Source organism: Enterobacter sp. ECC-175, assembly GCF_043968675.1.
In the GTDB taxonomy this organism is placed as follows: Bacteria; Pseudomonadota; Gammaproteobacteria; order Enterobacterales; family Enterobacteriaceae; genus Enterobacter.
In genome coordinates this window covers 35,324-51,748 of record NZ_CP143776.1, presented here as the reverse complement: position 1 = coordinate 51,748, position 16,425 = coordinate 35,324, and the positions used below count along the sequence as shown (strand labels likewise).

The following is a 16,425-nucleotide window of genomic DNA, read 5'->3' as shown; positions in this document are numbered from 1 at the left end:
GAAGCGCAGCGCAACCCGCCTCGGATACAGGGATCAGTCTTCGTCAAACCCGGCGTTGAACAGCGCGATAACCGCGGCCAGGGCTTCCTCTTCCTGAGGGCCAGTGGCTTCCACTTCAATCTGACGGCCTTTGGCTGAATCCAGCATCAGCAGCGCGATCACGCTGTTGGCTTCGGCTTCGGTGCCCTCGTCGTTACGCAGCAGAACCTCTGCATCGAAACCCTGCATCAGCTCAAACAGCTTCATCGCCGGGCGGGCGTGCATGCCCAGCTTGTTGGTGATCTCAACGGTCTGTTTTACGGTCATGTTTTACGTTTTTCCAGCGTGCGATGACGGGACTGAACGTTCTTCCCGCGCGAGCGGAAGTAGTCGGCCAGCTGTTCGGCGATATAGACCGAACGATGTTTACCGCCGGTACAGCCAATCGCCACCGTCAGGTAGCTACGGTTGTTGGTCTCCAGCATAGGTAACCATAGCTCAAGGTAGCTTCGCGTCTGGTAAATAAAATTGTGAACTTCTGTGTGTCTGTCGAGGAACGCCGCCACGGGCTTATCGAGGCCGGTCATTGGGCGCAGCTTAGGGTCCCAGTGCGGGTTCGGCAGGAAGCGCACGTCGAAAACATAATCTGCATCGATAGGAATGCCGTGCTTGAAGCCGAAGGATTCAAACACCATCGTCAGCTCGCGCTCGCGTTTGCCCAGCAACCGGGTGCGCAGCATTTCCGCCAGCTCATGCACGGACATTTCGGAGGTGTCGACAATCAGGTCGGCGCGGGAGCGTAGCGGCTCCAGCAGATCGCTCTCCTCGTCGATGGCGCTTTCCAGCGAGAGATTTTTACTGGAAAGAGGATGCAAACGACGCGTGTCGCTGTAGCGACGGATCAGCGTATTGCGGTCAGCATCAAGGAACAGCAGCTGAGGCGAGAAGGCTTCCGGCAGGCTATTCATTGCCTGTTCAAAAACTTCAGGTGATTCCGGCATATTACGGACGTCAATGCTGACTGCCGCCGAGATTTGTCTGTCTGCGAGCGTGCGGGCCAGATCGGGCAGCAGCACCACCGGCAGGTTATCTACGCAGTAAAAGCCCATATCTTCCAGCGCGCGCAGGGCCACGGACTTTCCCGAACCCGAACGACCGCTGACGATCATCAGCACCATGTTCCGTTTCTCCTCAGGGCAACAGATGTGAAGGTCATCTCCCGGTTACTCATCTTCCTGGCGGCCTTCTGATTCCGTGATAATTTGATATAGCTCTTCATCACTTTGCGCGGAGCGCAGCCGACGACAAATGGTTTTATCCGCCAGACGTTTCGCGACCAGCGAAAGGGTATGCAGATGCGTTTTCGTCTGGTCCGCGGGCACCAGCAGCGCGAAGAGGAGATCGACGGGCTGGTTATCGATAGCGTCGAAGGCGATTGGCGTTTCGAGCTGCACGAAAACACCGACGGCACGCAGGGTGTCTTCTTCCAGTTTGCCGTGGGGGATCGCAATGCCGTTGCCGATGCCGGTACTGCCCATTTTTTCGCGGGTCAGAATGGCTTCGAACACGACCTGCGGCGGCAGGCCCAGCTGTTTCGCGGCCAGTTCACTGATGATCTCCAGCGCACGTTTTTTGCTCTGGCAGTGAACGCCACTGCGGGTACATTCCTGGTTAAGGACATTGCTCAGTTGAAGAGCGGAATCGTTGTTCATCATAATTTCACCTAAGCGCTAACTGTACAAATGGCCCGTTGTGCTCCACAACAGGCCGTCCTGCACCCGTTAACTGCCCGGACAATTAGTGTTGTTTCAGTTTATCTTTATGTTTATTAAGCTGTCGCGCAAGCTTGTCAATCAAGCCGTCGATAGCAGCGTACATGTCTTGCCCTTCCGCACTGGCATGAAGTTCACCCCCGTTAACGTGCAGGGTGGCATCCGAGATGTGAGTCACTTTCTCCACTTTTAACACAATATAGACCTGATTGATCCTTTCGAAATACTGCTCGAGCTTGGCGAACTTCGTGTTCAAAAACTCACGTAAGGCGTCAGTAATTTCGACATTGTGTCCTGTGATATTGAGCTGCATAGTGTCTTCCTTATCGGTTGTGTCACACCAGTTGTTTACGCTGGTTTGACGGCGGAATGGATAAAGACTCTCGATACTTCGCAACGGTACGTCGTGCCACCATAATACCCTGGTCGGACAGCAGGGTGGTCAACTTACTGTCGCTCAGTGGCTTCGCGGGGTTTTCCGCGGCGATCAACTTCTTCACCAGCGCGCGAATTGCCGTTGACGAGGCTTCGCCGCCGCCCTCGGTGTTCACGTGGCTGGAGAAGAAATACTTAAGCTCAAATATGCCGCGCGGACTGTGCAAATACTTTTGCGTGGTCACGCGAGAAATGGTTGATTCATGCATCTCGACGGCCTGGGCGATATCGGCCAGCACCATCGGTTTCATAAACTCTTCGCCTTGTTCAAAGAAGGCCTGCTGCTGTTCAACAATGCAGCGGCTGACGCGCAGCAGCGTATCGTTTCGGCTTTCAAGGCTTTTAATCAGCCATCGTGCTTCCTGTAAATTACTGCGAATGTATTGATTATCGGAATCGTTACGCGCGCTGGTGCACAGGGAGGCGTACTGCTGATTGATTTGCAGGCGAGGAAGGCTGTCGGAATTGAGTTCAACGATCCATCTATCGTTATGCTTTCTCACCAGCACGTCCGGAATCACGTATTCCGGTTCGCTGGTCTGGATCGACTGCCCGGGACGCGGATCGAGCGACTGGATCAGGTTTACCGCTTCCTTCAGCACCTCTTCTTTGAGGCGCGTTACGCGCATGAGCGAGCGGAAATCGTGGTTAGCCAGCAGATCGAGATGTTCGCTGATGATCAGGCGGGCTTCGTCAATCCAGGGCACGCCCTTGTCGAACTGGGAGAGCTGGATCAGCAGGCAGTCGCGCAGATCTTTCGCCGCCACGCCCACCGGGTCAAAGCGCTGAATGCGTTTTAAAACGGCTTCCACCTCTTCGAGTTCGATCTCGTCGTTACCGATGCTTTCGAGAATATCGTCCAGCGTGACGGTTAAATACCCGGTGTCATCAACGGCGTCGACAATCGAGGTCGCAATGGCGCGATCGGTATCGGAGAAAGGCGTCAGCTCCACCTGCCACATCAGGTAATCCTGTAGCGACTGGGTGGTTTCCCCCTGATAAACGGGCAGCTCGTCATCCTGATAGTCAGCGCGCGTGCCTGAAGGGGTACCCGCAGTGTAGATTTCATCCCAGCTGGCATCGAGAGGAAGCTCATCCGGCATCTCTTTTTGCTCAAGGGCGTCAGCGGTGTCGAGCGTTTCGGTATCCTGCGTTTGCTGAGCGTCTACTTCTTCATGAAGATCGGTTTGCTCCAGCAGCGGGTTACTGTCCAGCGCCTGCTGGAGCTCCTGCTGGAGTTCTAACGTGGACAGCTGCAACAGGCGGATTGCCTGCTGGAGCTGAGGCGTCATCGCCAGTTGTTGGCTCAGCCTTAATTGCAAACCTTGCTTCATATTCAGAGCATTTTTCTCCGCGCCGGCGTTACGTTACCTCTACCCTATCAGAGTCTGAAGTCTTCCCCAAGGTAGACGCGCTTAACATGCTCATCTTCAAGGATCTGCTGCGGCGTACCGTGGGCAATCAAATGGCCCTGGCTCACGATATACGCACGTTCACAAACGGCCAGCGTTTCGCGAACGTTGTGGTCGGTGATCAGCACGCCAAGCCCGCTGTCGCGCAGATGCTCGATAATACGTTTGATATCGATGACGGAAATCGGGTCAACGCCCGCAAACGGTTCATCCAGCAGAATGAATTTTGGGTTGGCTGCCAGCGCGCGGGCAATCTCAACGCGGCGGCGTTCACCGCCGGAGAGCGCCTGGCCGAGGCTGTCGCGCAGGTGTTCGATGTGGAACTCTTCCATCAGCTCGTTCGCGCGGTCGGTGCGCTGCTCGCTGGTGAGATCGTCACGGATCTGGAGCACGGCCATCAGGTTATCGAAAACGCTCAGGCGACGGAAAATGGACGCTTCCTGGGGCAGGTAGCCTATGCCACGACGCGCGCGCGCGTGCAGCGGCAGCAGGCTGATATCTTCATCATCGATGATGATATTGCCCGCATCGCGAGGCACGATGCCCACAACCATGTAAAAGGTGGTGGTTTTACCCGCACCGTTTGGGCCAAGCAGGCCGACGATTTCGCCTGAATTCACGGTCAGACTGACATCTTCCACGACGCGGCGGCCCTTATAGGCCTTCGCGAGATTTTTAGCAGTTAATGTTGCCATAACGAATTAGTTACTCTTCTTCTGTGCCGGGGCCTGGCTTTTATCCTGCAGCTGAGACGGAACAAGCACGGTAGTCACGCGTTTGCCTTTCTCGCTGGAGGCCTGCATTTTCTGCTCTTTCACCAGGTAGGTGATCTTGTCGCCGGTAATATTGCTGTCCAGCTGTTCCAGATAGGCGTTACCGGTTAGGATGACGAGATCTTTCGCCAGCTCATAGTGCATGTGCGAGGCACGGCCTTTGACCGGCTTTCCGTTATCCTGCATCTGGTAGAAGGTCGCCGGATTGCCGTAGCCATCAATAATCTCTTTGCCCTGTTCACCGCCTGGGCGAGTGACCACCACTTTATCGGCGTTGATTTTGATCGTGCCCTGAGTCATCACAACGTTGCCGGTGAACGTAACGACATTACCCTGCATATCAAGCGACTGCGTGTCGGATTCGATATGGATCGGCTGTTCGGTGTCACCCGTCACGGCAAGCGCGGGAAGGCTGGCCGCCAGCAGCGCGCTGGCAATAACAACTTTAAGGCTGAGTTTGTTTGTTTTGAATTTCATAAGAGGTTCTAACCTTTTCAATCAGCTCGGCGTTTTTGCTGCGTAAGTTCCCGCGCATTTTCATACCGCTGGAATTAAATGTGGTGCCGTACAATGTCACCAGATCCTGTGACGTCACGTCCTGAGTCACCAGGTTAATCTGGGCGTTATCCGTCGTGATTTTGCGCAGTTGTGCGTCAGGGGTCAGGGCGTTGACTTCAACATGGCCATACAGATAAAGCATACGGTCATTCGTTAATTTTGCTTTGTCAGCCTTAATCGACCACGTCGGGACTTTATCGGTATCAAAGGTGGTCATGATCGGTTGCGTAAACCATGAAACGCTGTCATCCGAGAAATATTCAACGTGCTGTGCAATCAGGCGATAGTTCAGCGCACCTTCCGGGCTGTAGACCACGGTGTCGCTATGATCGCTTTTATACGTAGGCTCGCTGGTGTTGACGACTTCGGTCTGGCTATCGTCACGGTCAGCGAGATTGACGCCAATCAGTATCAGTGCGACAAGCGTTAGCAGAATGATAACCCAACGTCTGGTTTTACTCATATCGATTGCCCTTTGGCCTCATCAAGCTTGCCCTGCGCCAGCAGCAGCAGATCGCAGACTTCCCGTACGGCACCGCGCCCGCCGTTAATGTGGGTAACATAGTCAGCCCGCGGGATCAGCAGCGGATGCGCGTCGGCAACGGCGATACTCAGCCCCACTTCTGCCATGACCGGCCAGTCGATGAGGTCGTCCCCCACGTAGGCCACGTTTTCCGGGGCAATAGCCAGTTTTGCCAGCAAATCCCTGAAGGCGACCATCTTGTCAGATTGCCCCTGATACAGATGGGTAATGCCGAGCGTTTCGCAGCGGTCTTCTACCAGTTTAGCTTTTCGTCCGGTGATGATGGCAACTTCGATACCGGACGTGAGCGCACAGCGAATGCCGTAGCCGTCGCGCACGTTGAAGGCTTTAAGCTCTTCGCCGTTGTTGCCCATATAAATCAGGCCATCGGAGAGCACGCCATCCACATCAAGGATCAAGAGACGGATGTTTTCCGCCTTTGCCATCATGCTCGCGCTGACCGGACCATAACAGGTTGCAAGGGATGCACCCGCATTACTCATTGTCTTATCCTTCATTACACTACGCCAGCGCGCAGCAGATCATGCATATGTACCACACCCAGCAGTTGGTCGCCATCGGCAACCATCACTGAGGTGATATGTCGGGACTGCATCAGGTTCAGCACGTCCACGGCCAGCGTACCCGGGCGGACGCGAATGCCGCCGGATGTCATGACGTCGGCGATGCCTAGCGTACGCACGTCAACGCCCATATCGAACACGCGGCGCAGATCGCCATCGGTGAAAATGCCCTGGATTTTCATCAGGTCGTCGCAGATTACCGTCATGCCCAGATTTTTACGGGTGATCTCCAGCAGCGCATCGCGCAGGGAGGCCTCTTTGCTGACGTGAGGGATCTCATCGCCCGTGTGCATAATATCGTTAACCCGCAGCAGCAGCTTGCGCCCAAGCGCGCCGCCGGGATGGGAAAGCGCGAAATCTTCGGGAGTGAAGCCACGGGCCTCCAGCAGCGCGACGGCGAGTGCATCGCCCATGACCAGCGCGGCGGTGGTACTGGAGGTAGGAGCCAGGCCCAGCGGACAGGCTTCCTTCGGCACTTTGACGCAAAGATGGATATCCGCCGCGCGCGCCATGCTGCTTTCCGGGCGGCTGGTCATGCAAATCAGCGGAACATGCAGCCGCTTCAGGACTGGGATCAGCGCCAGTATTTCGTTGGACTCGCCGGAGTTTGACAGGGCAATAACCACATCCTGAGGCGTCACCATTCCCAGATCGCCGTGCGCGGCTTCACCAGGGTGAACGAAAAACGACGAAGTCCCCGTGCTGGCGAAGGTGGCCGCCATTTTGCGTCCAATGTGGCCGGATTTCCCCATCCCCATCACCACGACTTTACCCGCACAGTGGAATATCTTCTCACAGGCCAGGCTGAAATCCTGATTAATATACTGATCTAACTGCGCCAGACCTTCACGTTCAATCTCCAGAACGTTTTTTCCCGCTTTCTGAAAGTCAAAACCCGGCTGCAATTCTATTTGCGACATAATGCGTTTCCGTTTACCCAGAGAGAAGAGGCGAAAGCCAGTAGAGCATCGCCATCCATACGATAAAACCACCCGTCAGCAGCGCGCCCGCGCCTTTGCCGATCTGTCTTTTACGCCGCCAGCAGAGCAGGGCGAAAATCACGCTGACCAGCAGCATCACCCCGTAGTCGCGTGAGAAAGCCAGCGGATTAAACGCGCCTGGCGATATCAGGGCAGGGAGGCCCGTCACGATGGCAATGTTGAAAATGTTGGAGCCGATAATGGTGCCAATGGCGATATCGTCTTCGCCCTTGCGCGCGCCCGCGATGGCGGTAGCAAGCTCCGGCAGGCTAGTGCCGATGGCGATAACCGTCAGGCCAATCGTCAGCTCGCTCATCGCGAAGTAGTTCGCCAGCACCGTGGCGTTATCCACCACCATTCGCGTTGCCATCGGCATAATAATTAGCGCGACGCCGAGCCAGAGCAGGGCAACGGGCAATGTTCCTTCTCGCGGGAGCTCCGCCACATGTTCGCGCGTGAGGCTATCGCTGCCCTGTTTTTCAGCCAGGCTCGCTATCTTAACGCTGTAAAACAGCCAAACCACGGCCAGCGCCAGCAGGAAAATGCCATCCCCAACGCTAAGCACGCCATCATACAATACGCAGCCCGCCAGCAGGCTTACGATCAACATTAGCGGCAATTCTCGGCGCAGAACATCAGAATGTACGCGAAATGGATGCAGCAGCGCCGCCAGGCCTAAAATGAGCAGAATATTGACGATGTTAGAGCCGAGCCCGGTACCAATAGCGAGATCGACCTGGCCATGAAGCGAAGCCGACACTGACACAATGATTTCGGGAAGAGAGGTTCCCACGCTGACGACCGTCATGCCAATAATCATGGGCGGCATACCGATCAGGCGGCACAATATGGATGCAGCAAATACTAAACGGTCAGCACTGTAGACCACTAAAAGTAAACCGATTATTAACAGTGCTGTCGCTAAAAGCATCAAAAGTCCTTTCTTCAGGTATACTCGCCGGTCCACCACGCTGAATGTGTGGCGCTGCATACAGTCTGAACGTAACGAATTCCTAATTTTGACTTTATGCGCCGGAAAAGTAAAACAAATGCCAGCTTTCGCTAACCTCGATAGTGATTATTCTGTAAAAATATCGGGTTTAGGGCTGAATTAAGCGCCATGCTTAACGTGTACCTGGTAAGAAAGGAACCATAAATGAGCCAAACGACGGCGAATTTGGTCGATGTCCGTGGTGTCAGCTTTTCTCGCGGCAACCGATTGATATTTGATGATATTTCGTTGACCGTTCCCCGTGGCAAGATCACTGCCATCATGGGGCCATCAGGGATCGGTAAAACAACGCTGCTACGCCTTATTGGTGGTCAAATTCCCCCCGATAGCGGCGAAATTCTCTTCGACGGTGAAGACGTGCCGAAGATGTCCCGCTCGCGCCTGTATACTGTGCGCAAACGCATGAGTATGCTTTTTCAGTCCGGGGCGCTGTTCACCGATATGAACGTCTTTGACAACGTGGCTTATCCGCTGCGCGAGCATACCCGCTTGCCGCCGGCGCTGCTGAAAAGCACGGTGATGATGAAGCTCGAAGCGGTTGGCCTGCGGGGCGCGGCAAAGCTGATGCCGTCTGAGCTTTCTGGCGGTATGGCCCGCCGCGCGGCGCTGGCGCGTGCAATCGCGTTAGAGCCGGATTTAATCATGTTTGACGAACCGTTCGTCGGACAAGACCCGATCACCATGGGCGTTCTGGTCAAGTTAATTTCTGAGCTAAACAGCGCGCTTGGCGTGACGTGCGTCGTGGTCTCTCACGATGTGCCGGAAGTGTTGAGCATCGCAGATTACGCCTACATTGTGGCAGATAAAAAGATCGTCGCGCACGGGAGCGCTCAGGCGCTGCAGGAAAATGGCGATCCGCGCGTGCGGCAGTTCCTGGACGGCATTGCGGATGGTCCCGTACCGTTCCGCTATCCTTCCGGCGACTATCGCGACGATTTACTGGGAATAGGGAGTTAAGCCACTCATGCTGTTAAATGCGTTGGCCGCTCTTGGACACCGTGGCATAAAAACCATCAGGACGTTCGGGCGAGCCGGATTGATGTTGTTCAACGCGCTGGTCGGTAAACCGGAATTCCGCAAGCATGCGCCTTTGCTGGTGCGTCAGCTCTATAACGTCGGCGTGCTGTCGATGGTGATTATCATCGTTTCGGGGCTATTCATTGGTATGGTGCTGGGGCTGCAGGGCTACCTTGTCCTGACGACCTACAGCGCTGAGACCAGCCTCGGCATGCTGGTGTCGCTCTCTCTCCTGCGCGAGCTGGGGCCGGTGGTCGCCGCGCTGCTGTTTGCCGGGCGGGCAGGGTCGGCGTTAACGGCGGAAATTGGCCTGATGCGTGCGACCGAGCAGCTTTCCAGCATGGAGATGATGGCCGTCGACCCGCTGCGACGCGTGATCTCACCGCGCTTCTGGGCCGGAGTTATCTCGCTGCCGCTGCTGACGATCCTCTTTGTGGCCGTCGGTATCTGGGGCGGCTCGCTGGTGGGCGTTCACTGGAAAGGTATTGATGCCGGGTTCTTCTGGTCCGCCATGCAGGACGCTATCGACCTGCGGATGGACCTGATTAACTGCCTGATTAAAAGCGTGGTATTTGCCATCACGGTTACCTGGATCGCACTGTTCAATGGTTACGATGCGATCCCTACGTCGGCAGGCATTAGCCGCGCAACTACGCGTACTGTCGTTCATTCGTCGCTGGCCGTACTGGGCCTGGATTTTGTGCTCACCGCACTGATGTTTGGGAATTGAGTTCATGCAAACGAGAAAAAATGAAATTTGGGTCGGCGTGTTTCTGCTTCTGGCACTGCTGGCAGCGCTGTTTATCTGCCTGAGAGCGGCGGATATCACCTCTGTCCGCACTGAGCCTACCTATCGCGTATACGCGACCTTCGACAATATCGGCGGCCTGAAGGCGCGCTCGCCCGTGCGTATTGGCGGCGTAGTCATCGGGCGCGTAGCCGATATTACCCTGGATGAGAAAACCTATCTGCCGCGCGTGGCGATGGACATCGAGGAGCGCTACAACCATATCCCTGATACCAGTTCGCTCTCTATCCGCACGTCGGGCCTGCTGGGGGAACAATATCTGGCCCTTAACGTCGGTTTTGAAGATCCAGAGCTGGGAACGACTATCCTTAAAGACGGTAGCGTGATTCAGGATACGAAATCCGCCATGGTGCTGGAGGATATGATTGGTCAGTTCCTTTACAACAGTAAAGGTGATGATAAAAAATCTGACGATGCCCCGGCGCAGAGTGAAGATCATAGCAACGCCGCACCGGCCCCGGGCGCGACGAATTAATTTCAGGAGAAGTGATTCATGTTTAAACGACTGTTAATGGTTGCCATGTTGGTCATTGCCCCTCTCACTGCGGCGCACGCTGCGGATCAGAGCAACCCGTATAAGCTGATGAATGAGGCGGCGAAGAAAACCTTTGACCGCCTTAAAAACGAACAGACTCAAATTCGCGCTAACCCTGATTATCTGCGCGATGTGGTCGATCAGGAACTGCTGCCATACGTGCAGATTAAATATGCCGGCGCGCTGGTGCTGGGCCGCTACTACAAAGACGCCACCCCGGCGCAGCGCGAGGCTTACTTCGCCGCGTTTCGTGAATACCTGAAGCAGGCTTACGGTCAGGCGCTGGCGATGTACCACGGTCAGACTTACCAGATTGCCCCTGAGCAGCCGCTGGGCGACGCCACTATCGTGCCGATTCGCGTCACCATTATCGATCCAAACGGCCGTCCACCGGTTCGCCTGGACTTCCAGTGGCGTAAGAACAGCCAGACCGGTAACTGGCAGGCGTACGACATGATCGCAGAAGGCGTGAGCATGATCACCACCAAGCAAAATGAGTGGAGCGATCTGCTGCGGACTAAAGGCATTGATGGCCTGACCGCGCAGCTGCAGTCTATCTCTCGCCAGAAAATTTCCCTGGACGAGAAAAAGTAATGACTCAGCAGCTTAGCTGGTCACGCGAGGGGGATGCCCTGAAGCTCTCTGGCGAGCTCGATCAGGACCTGCTGAACCCTCTGTGGGATAAACGCCACGAAGCGATGCAGGGCGTCAGCGTGATTGATCTGAACGGCATCACGCGGGTGGATACGGCAGGCATTGCGCTGCTGGCACACCTGGTCGACGTAGGTAAAACGCAGGGTATGCGCGTAACGCTTTTAGGCGCAAGCGACAACGTCGTGACCCTTGCACAGCTCTACAATTTGCCGCAGGACATTTTGCCGCGCTAACTTTTTCAGTACGTTACTTCTTAAAGCCCCGACTGTTTTTGCGTCGGGGCTTTTTGCTTGTTTAAGACGACGCCACTTTGCTCTAAGATGTTGAGCTTGTTTTCACAATCAGATGATGTAGAACCCATGGAAAATAATGAAATCCAGACAGTGCTGATGAATGCACTCTCCCTTCAGGAAGCCCACGTCTCTGGCGATGGCAGTCACTTCCAGGTTATTGCTGTGGGTGAGATCTTCGACGGAATGAGTCGTGTGAAGAAACAGCAGGCTGTTTACGCGCCGCTGATGGAATACATTGCGGACAACCGCATCCACGCCCTGTCGATTAAAGCGTTCACCCCGCAAGAGTGGGCACGCGATCGCAAACTAAACGGTTTTTGAGCCGGGGGCTAACGCCCACGGCACGGTTGAATTATAAGAGAGTAATCAGATGGACAAATTTCGTGTACAGGGACCCACGCGTCTCCAGGGCGAAGTCACTATTTCTGGCGCAAAAAACGCCGCGCTGCCAATCCTTTTTGCTGCGCTGCTTGCCGAAGAGCCGGTAGAGATCCAGAACGTACCGAAGCTTAAAGATATCGACACCACCATGAAGCTGCTGACTCAGCTGGGTACTAAAGTTGAGCGCAATGGTTCCGTCTGGATCGATGCCAGCAAGGTAAATAATTTCTCCGCACCTTATGACCTGGTAAAAACCATGCGTGCGTCCATCTGGGCGCTTGGCCCGCTGGTGGCACGCTTTGGTCAGGGGCAGGTTTCCCTGCCGGGCGGCTGCGCGATTGGCGCGCGTCCGGTCGATCTGCACATCTTTGGCTTAGAGAAGCTGGGCGCAGAAATCAAGCTGGAAGAAGGTTACGTTAAGGCGTCCGTGAACGGTCGTCTGAAAGGCGCGCACATCGTCATGGACAAAGTGAGCGTGGGCGCGACCGTGACCATTATGTCTGCGGCAACGCTGGCGGAAGGCACCACCATCATCGAAAACGCCGCGCGCGAGCCGGAAATTGTGGATACCGCGAACTTCCTCGTGGCGCTGGGCGCGAAAATTTCAGGTCAGGGCACCGATCGCATCACCATTGAGGGCGTAGAGCGCCTGGGCGGCGGCGTGTACCGCGTGCTGCCTGACCGTATCGAAACCGGCACCTTCCTGGTGGCCGCCGCGATTTCCGGCGGGAAAATCACCTGCCGCAACGCGCAGCCAGATACGCTGGACGCCGTGCTGGCGAAGCTGCGTGATGCGGGTGCCGATATTGAAATCGGTGAAGACTGGATCAGCCTGGACATGCACGGCAACCGTCCTAAAGCGGTCAACGTGCGTACGGCACCTCACCCGGCATTCCCGACGGACATGCAGGCTCAGTTCACCCTGTTAAACCTGGTGGCGGAAGGAACGGGCTTCATTACCGAAACTATTTTCGAAAACCGTTTCATGCATGTTCCTGAACTGATCCGTATGGGCGCGCATGCGGAGATTGAAAGCAACACGGTCATTTGCCATGGCGTTGAAAAACTGTCCGGTGCGCAGGTGATGGCGACCGATCTGCGTGCGTCTGCAAGCCTGGTGCTGGCGGGCTGTATTGCGGAAGGGACAACTTTGGTGGATCGTATTTACCACATCGATCGCGGCTATGAGCGCATTGAAGACAAGCTGCGCGCGCTGGGTGCGAATATCGAGCGTGTGAAGGGCGAGTAAGCGTTCCGCAGCCCCCTGCCTGAAATGGCCGGGGGATTGCTGTTCCTGTCAAATAAGCGCGTCAGCTCTGGGGCGCTTTCTTTGTTTTCTTCTGACGCATCATGCGCGTTCTGTCGATAAATTCGTGGGTAACGGGATCGTGGTAACGCGATGGCCAAATGATCCATGGATGCGTCTCTAGCGCCGTCGCGATGATCAACTCACCTTTTGGCCAGGGCCTGGTTAACGCATTCGCCAGCGTTGAAGAGCTCAGCCCGCTCCGGCGTGATTCAGCGGCCAGCGATGTCCCTTTTTTGCGCAATGCTGCGATGATATCAGCTGAATGCCAGTCGATAAGTTTCATATCCATAAAGCTGTCCTTGTGTTCGTATTCGTCCACGCCATCTCTGATGAAATGACAGGACTACTATACCGATTTAGTCCGTTCGCTCTAAAAAGTTCGAGTAACTAAAAGCAATATTCAGAATAAGACATGCCTTTATTCATGCGGCCTGTAAGCCGGTTAATTAACGCGTATATGTATTTTATTGGAGCTTATTGGAGCCTCCCCGCAAGGCTGCGGGGAGTGAGGAAAGGGATTAACGATCGCGCTGAACGGCGATGTGGGCCAGGCCAATTAACGCATCACGCCATGGGCTGTCTGGAATGACCTGCAAAGCAGCAATAGCTTTATCGGCTTCTTCTTCAGCGCGCTGGCGCGTCCATTCAAGCGAGCCACAGATTGCCATTGTTTCCAGTACTGGTTCCAGAAGATGTCGACCGTTTCCTTGTTCAATCGCTTCACGGATCATTTTGGCCTGATCGGCAGAGCCGTGGCGCATGGCATGCAGCAGCGGCAGCGTCGGTTTACCTTCGTTAAGGTCATCCCCGACGTTTTTGCCCAGCGTTTCACCATCCGCGCTGTAATCCAGTAAGTCATCAATCAGCTGGAACGCGGTGCCCAGATAGCGGCCATAATCCTGTAGGCCTTTTTCCTGCGCCTCGGTGCAGCCTGCCAGTATGCCTGAGCACTGCGCGGCGGCCTCAAACAGGCGCGCTGTTTTGCTGTAGATGACGCGCATGTAGTTTTCTTCGGTAATGTCCGGATCGTTAACGTTCATCAGCTGCAGGACTTCACCTTCAGCAATCACGTTGACGGCCTCAGACATCACTTCCAGCACTTTGAGCGAGCCGAGGCTGGTCATCATCTGGAAGGCGCGGGTATAAATAAAATCACCCACCAGGACGCTGGCCGCGTTGCCAAACGCCGCGTTCGCGGTGGCTTTGCCGCGACGCATATCGGATTCGTCCACAACGTCATCGTGGAGAAGCGTCGCCGTGTGGATAAATTCGATCAATGCGGCGATGGTCACATGCGCATTGCCCTGATAGCCAACCGCCCGCGCAGCCAGAATGGCAATCATCGGGCGAATGCGTTTACCGCCGCCGCTAACGATGTAATAGCCCAACTGATTGATCAATTGAACGTCAGAGTTGAGTTGCTCCAGGATTGCTGCATTTACACCCGCCATATCTTGCGCGGTTAACTCGTTGATTTTTTCTAGATTCATCGCAAAAGCCGGGCTTTTTATCCTGTTTATCCCACATCACATGGGTAACTGAGGGTTTCGGTTTATCAATAGTAGTGATGATTGTACTGAAAAAATGGCGCAGATAAACGTTACCGTACGTGTTGTGTTTTTTTTCTTCATGTATTGATGGTAGCACTTGTCAAAGGCTCGCGTTTTGCGTAATATTCGCGCCCTATTGTGAATATTTATAGCGCACTCTGATTCATACGAGGATGTGCGCGGAAGCGGAGTTTATATGTACGCGGTTTTCCAAAGTGGTGGTAAACAACACCGAGTAAGCGAAGGTCAGACCATTCGCCTGGAAAAGCTGGACATCGCAACTGGCGAATCTGTTGAGTTCGCAGAAGTTCTGATGATCGCAAACGGTGAAGAAGTCAAAATCGGCGTTCCTTTCGTTGATGGCGGCGTTATCAAAGCTGAAGTTGTTGCTCATGGTCGTGGCGAGAAAGTTAAAATCGTTAAGTTTCGTCGTCGTAAACACTACCGTAAGCAGCAGGGCCACCGTCAGTGGTTCACTGATGTGAAAATTACTGGCATCAGCGCCTAAGACCTGAGGAGAGATTTAAATGGCACATAAAAAGGCTGGCGGCTCCACTCGTAACGGTCGCGATTCAGAAGCTAAACGCCTTGGCGTTAAGCGTTTTGGTGGCGAATCCGTACTGGCGGGTAGCATCATCGTTCGTCAACGTGGTACCAAATTCCACGCTGGTAACAACGTAGGTTGCGGTCGTGACCACACTCTGTTTGCTAAAGCAGACGGTAAAGTGAAATTTGAAGTTAAAGGCCCGAACAACCGTAAATACATCAGCATCGTTGCTGAGTAAGGTTTTCTCGGTCCGGTAACGGATTAAAGCCCCGCAACACGTTGCGGGGCTTTTTACATTGGAAACCCGGAAAATTTTCTGTAGGGAAATCGGGCATGAAGCAGCAGGCCGGCATTGGTATTCTTTTGGCGCTCACCACCGCAATGTGCTGGGGTGCTCTGCCAATTGCAATGAAGCAGGTACTGGAAGTGATGGAGCCTCCTACGGTGGTGTTTTATCGCTTTCTGATGGCAACCATCGGTCTGGGGGCGATTCTCGCCGTTAAAGGCAAGCTGCCGCCGCTACGTCTCTTTCGTAAACCGCGCTGGCTGGTTTTGTTAGCTATCGCGACGGGCGGTCTGTTTGGCAACTTCATTCTGTTCAGCTCTTCCCTGCAGTATCTTAGCCCTACGGCGTCTCAGGTGATTGGTCAGCTTTCTCCAGTCGGCATGATGGTTGCCAGCGTCTTTATCCTCAAGGAGAAGATGCGTGGAACGCAGATTATCGGGGCGAGCATGCTGCTCTGCGGCCTGGTGATGTTTTTCAACACCAGCCTGGTTGAGATTTTTACCCGCCTGACGGATTACACCTGGGGTGTAATTTTCGGGGTGGGTGCAGCAACGGTCTGGGTGAGCTATGGCGTCGCGCAAAAGGTGTTATTGCGTCGTCTGGCCTCACAGCAGATCCTCTTTTTGCTGTACACTTTGTGTACGATAGCATTATTGCCGTTAGCGAAGCCGGGTGTGATTACCCAGCTCAGCGACTGGCAGCTGGCGTGCCTCATTTTTTGTGGCGTAAACACGCTGGTCGGCTATGGCGCGCTGGCCGAAGCAATGGCGCGCTGGCAGGCAGCGCAGGTGAGCGCATTAATCACGCTGACTCCGCTGTTTACGCTGTTATTTTCAGATTTGCTTTCAATGGCCTGGCCCGATGTTTTCGTCAGACCGATGCTCAACCTGTTGGGCTATCTCGGTGCGTTTGTCGTGGTTGCGGGCGCGATGTATTCCGCCATTGGTCATCGTCTCTGGGGGCGCTGGCGCAAAAATGAAGCGGTTGTAACGATCCCCCGCTCAGGCGAATGATTTA

Annotated in this window: 23 protein-coding genes; 10 read left to right on the top strand and 13 right to left on the bottom strand. The window is 54.7% G+C overall.

Annotated features, from left to right (window positions below; all coding sequences use genetic code 11):
* Positions 1–33: 33 nt before the first annotated feature.
* The 11 genes from npr to V1599_RS00250 all read right to left on the bottom strand — a co-directional run bounded on the left by npr (position 34) and on the right by V1599_RS00250 (position 7,947).
* Positions 34–306 (bottom strand): PTS phosphocarrier protein NPr, encoded by a 273-nt coding sequence (gene npr, locus V1599_RS00300; RefSeq protein WP_003861872.1) that lies wholly within the window; start codon positions 304–306, stop codon positions 34–36.
* Positions 303–1,157 carry an RNase adapter RapZ gene (rapZ, locus tag V1599_RS00295; protein WP_112010916.1) on the bottom strand — a complete coding sequence of 285 codons (855 nt, stop codon included), beginning with the start codon at positions 1,155–1,157 and terminating at the stop codon, positions 303–305. Before rapZ ends, npr begins: the two co-directional genes overlap by 4 nt.
* Before the next feature lie 45 nt (positions 1,158–1,202).
* The gene (ptsN, locus tag V1599_RS00290) at positions 1,203–1,694 is read right to left on the bottom strand and encodes a PTS IIA-like nitrogen regulatory protein PtsN (protein ID WP_112010915.1); all 492 of its coding nucleotides are present in this window, start codon (positions 1,692–1,694) and stop codon (positions 1,203–1,205) included.
* Positions 1,695–1,776: 82 nt separating this feature from the next.
* A complete protein-coding gene (hpf, locus tag V1599_RS00285; RefSeq protein ID WP_112010914.1) occupies positions 1,777–2,064 on the bottom strand; it encodes a ribosome hibernation promoting factor in 288 nt (95 codons plus the stop codon).
* A gap of 22 nt (positions 2,065–2,086) precedes the next feature.
* Positions 2,087–3,520, bottom strand: coding sequence for an RNA polymerase factor sigma-54 (gene rpoN / locus V1599_RS00280; protein ID WP_297116697.1), 1,434 nt, complete (start codon positions 3,518–3,520; stop codon positions 2,087–2,089).
* A 47-nt stretch (positions 3,521–3,567) separates the two neighbouring features.
* Entirely contained in the window at positions 3,568–4,293 is a 726-nt protein-coding gene (lptB, locus tag V1599_RS00275) for an LPS export ABC transporter ATP-binding protein (RefSeq protein ID WP_003861862.1), read from the bottom strand.
* 6 nt (positions 4,294–4,299) lie between these two features.
* The gene (lptA, locus tag V1599_RS00270; RefSeq protein WP_112010912.1) at positions 4,300–4,848 is read right to left on the bottom strand and encodes a lipopolysaccharide ABC transporter substrate-binding protein LptA; all 549 of its coding nucleotides are present in this window, start codon (positions 4,846–4,848) and stop codon (positions 4,300–4,302) included.
* Entirely contained in the window at positions 4,817–5,392 is a 576-nt protein-coding gene (gene lptC / locus V1599_RS00265) for an LPS export ABC transporter periplasmic protein LptC (protein WP_395300853.1), read from the bottom strand. The genes lptA and lptC overlap by 32 nt, the downstream gene beginning before the upstream one ends.
* Positions 5,389–5,955 carry a 3-deoxy-manno-octulosonate-8-phosphatase KdsC gene (kdsC, locus tag V1599_RS00260; RefSeq protein WP_112010910.1) on the bottom strand — a complete coding sequence of 189 codons (567 nt, stop codon included), beginning with the start codon at positions 5,953–5,955 and terminating at the stop codon, positions 5,389–5,391. Before kdsC ends, lptC begins: the two co-directional genes overlap by 4 nt.
* A 14-nt stretch (positions 5,956–5,969) precedes the next feature.
* On the bottom strand, positions 5,970–6,956 hold the full coding sequence (gene kdsD, locus V1599_RS00255; RefSeq protein WP_112010909.1) for an arabinose-5-phosphate isomerase KdsD: 987 nt from the start codon (positions 6,954–6,956) through the stop codon (positions 5,970–5,972).
* A 13-nt stretch (positions 6,957–6,969) separates the two neighbouring features.
* On the bottom strand, positions 6,970–7,947 hold the full coding sequence (locus tag V1599_RS00250) for a calcium/sodium antiporter (protein ID WP_112010908.1): 978 nt from the start codon (positions 7,945–7,947) through the stop codon (positions 6,970–6,972).
* Between the two features lie 225 nt (positions 7,948–8,172).
* Here V1599_RS00250 and mlaF point away from each other — a divergent pair, with 225 nt between their 5' ends.
* The 7 genes from mlaF (at position 8,173) to murA (ending at position 12,965) form a co-directional block, all read left to right on the top strand.
* Positions 8,173–8,985 (top strand): phospholipid ABC transporter ATP-binding protein MlaF, encoded by an 813-nt coding sequence (gene mlaF / locus V1599_RS00245; RefSeq protein ID WP_112010907.1) that lies wholly within the window; start codon positions 8,173–8,175, stop codon positions 8,983–8,985.
* Positions 8,986–8,992: 7 nt separating this feature from the next.
* The gene (gene mlaE, locus V1599_RS00240) at positions 8,993–9,775 is read left to right on the top strand and encodes a lipid asymmetry maintenance ABC transporter permease subunit MlaE (RefSeq protein ID WP_112010906.1); all 783 of its coding nucleotides are present in this window, start codon (positions 8,993–8,995) and stop codon (positions 9,773–9,775) included.
* A gap of 4 nt (positions 9,776–9,779) precedes the next feature.
* Positions 9,780–10,328: an outer membrane lipid asymmetry maintenance protein MlaD gene (gene mlaD, locus V1599_RS00235; protein WP_297116677.1), complete on the top strand. Its 549-nt coding sequence runs from the start codon at positions 9,780–9,782 to the stop codon at positions 10,326–10,328.
* 18 nt (positions 10,329–10,346) lie between these two features.
* Entirely contained in the window at positions 10,347–10,982 is a 636-nt protein-coding gene (gene mlaC, locus V1599_RS00230; RefSeq protein ID WP_112010904.1) for a phospholipid-binding protein MlaC, read from the top strand.
* Positions 10,982–11,275, top strand: a complete 294-nt coding sequence (mlaB, locus tag V1599_RS00225) for a lipid asymmetry maintenance protein MlaB (protein WP_112010903.1) — start codon at positions 10,982–10,984, stop codon at positions 11,273–11,275. The genes mlaC and mlaB overlap by 1 nt, the downstream gene beginning before the upstream one ends.
* Positions 11,276–11,401: 126 nt before the next feature.
* Positions 11,402–11,656: a BolA family iron metabolism protein IbaG gene (gene ibaG, locus V1599_RS00220; protein WP_042322109.1), complete on the top strand. Its 255-nt coding sequence runs from the start codon at positions 11,402–11,404 to the stop codon at positions 11,654–11,656.
* 49 nt (positions 11,657–11,705) lie between these two features.
* The gene (murA, locus tag V1599_RS00215) at positions 11,706–12,965 is read left to right on the top strand and encodes a UDP-N-acetylglucosamine 1-carboxyvinyltransferase (protein ID WP_297116667.1); all 1,260 of its coding nucleotides are present in this window, start codon (positions 11,706–11,708) and stop codon (positions 12,963–12,965) included.
* Between the two features lie 61 nt (positions 12,966–13,026).
* Here the strand turns inward: murA and sfsB are convergent, their stop codons facing one another.
* Positions 13,027–13,314: a DNA-binding transcriptional regulator SfsB gene (gene sfsB / locus V1599_RS00210; protein ID WP_112010901.1), complete on the bottom strand. Its 288-nt coding sequence runs from the start codon at positions 13,312–13,314 to the stop codon at positions 13,027–13,029.
* Positions 13,315–13,543: 229 nt separating this feature from the next.
* Positions 13,544–14,515: an octaprenyl diphosphate synthase gene (ispB, locus tag V1599_RS00205; RefSeq protein WP_112010900.1), complete on the bottom strand. Its 972-nt coding sequence runs from the start codon at positions 14,513–14,515 to the stop codon at positions 13,544–13,546.
* Positions 14,516–14,771: 256 nt separating this feature from the next.
* On the opposite strand from ispB, the gene rplU reads away from it, so the two are divergent.
* The 3 genes from rplU (at position 14,772) to V1599_RS00190 (ending at position 16,421) form a co-directional block, all read left to right on the top strand.
* Entirely contained in the window at positions 14,772–15,083 is a 312-nt protein-coding gene (gene rplU / locus V1599_RS00200; protein WP_010436026.1) for a 50S ribosomal protein L21, read from the top strand.
* A 19-nt stretch (positions 15,084–15,102) separates the two neighbouring features.
* The gene (gene rpmA / locus V1599_RS00195; protein WP_004385076.1) at positions 15,103–15,360 is read left to right on the top strand and encodes a 50S ribosomal protein L27; all 258 of its coding nucleotides are present in this window, start codon (positions 15,103–15,105) and stop codon (positions 15,358–15,360) included.
* Between the two features lie 95 nt (positions 15,361–15,455).
* Entirely contained in the window at positions 15,456–16,421 is a 966-nt protein-coding gene (locus V1599_RS00190; protein WP_112010899.1) for a DMT family transporter, read from the top strand.
* The last annotated feature ends 4 nt before the right edge of the window (positions 16,422–16,425 follow it).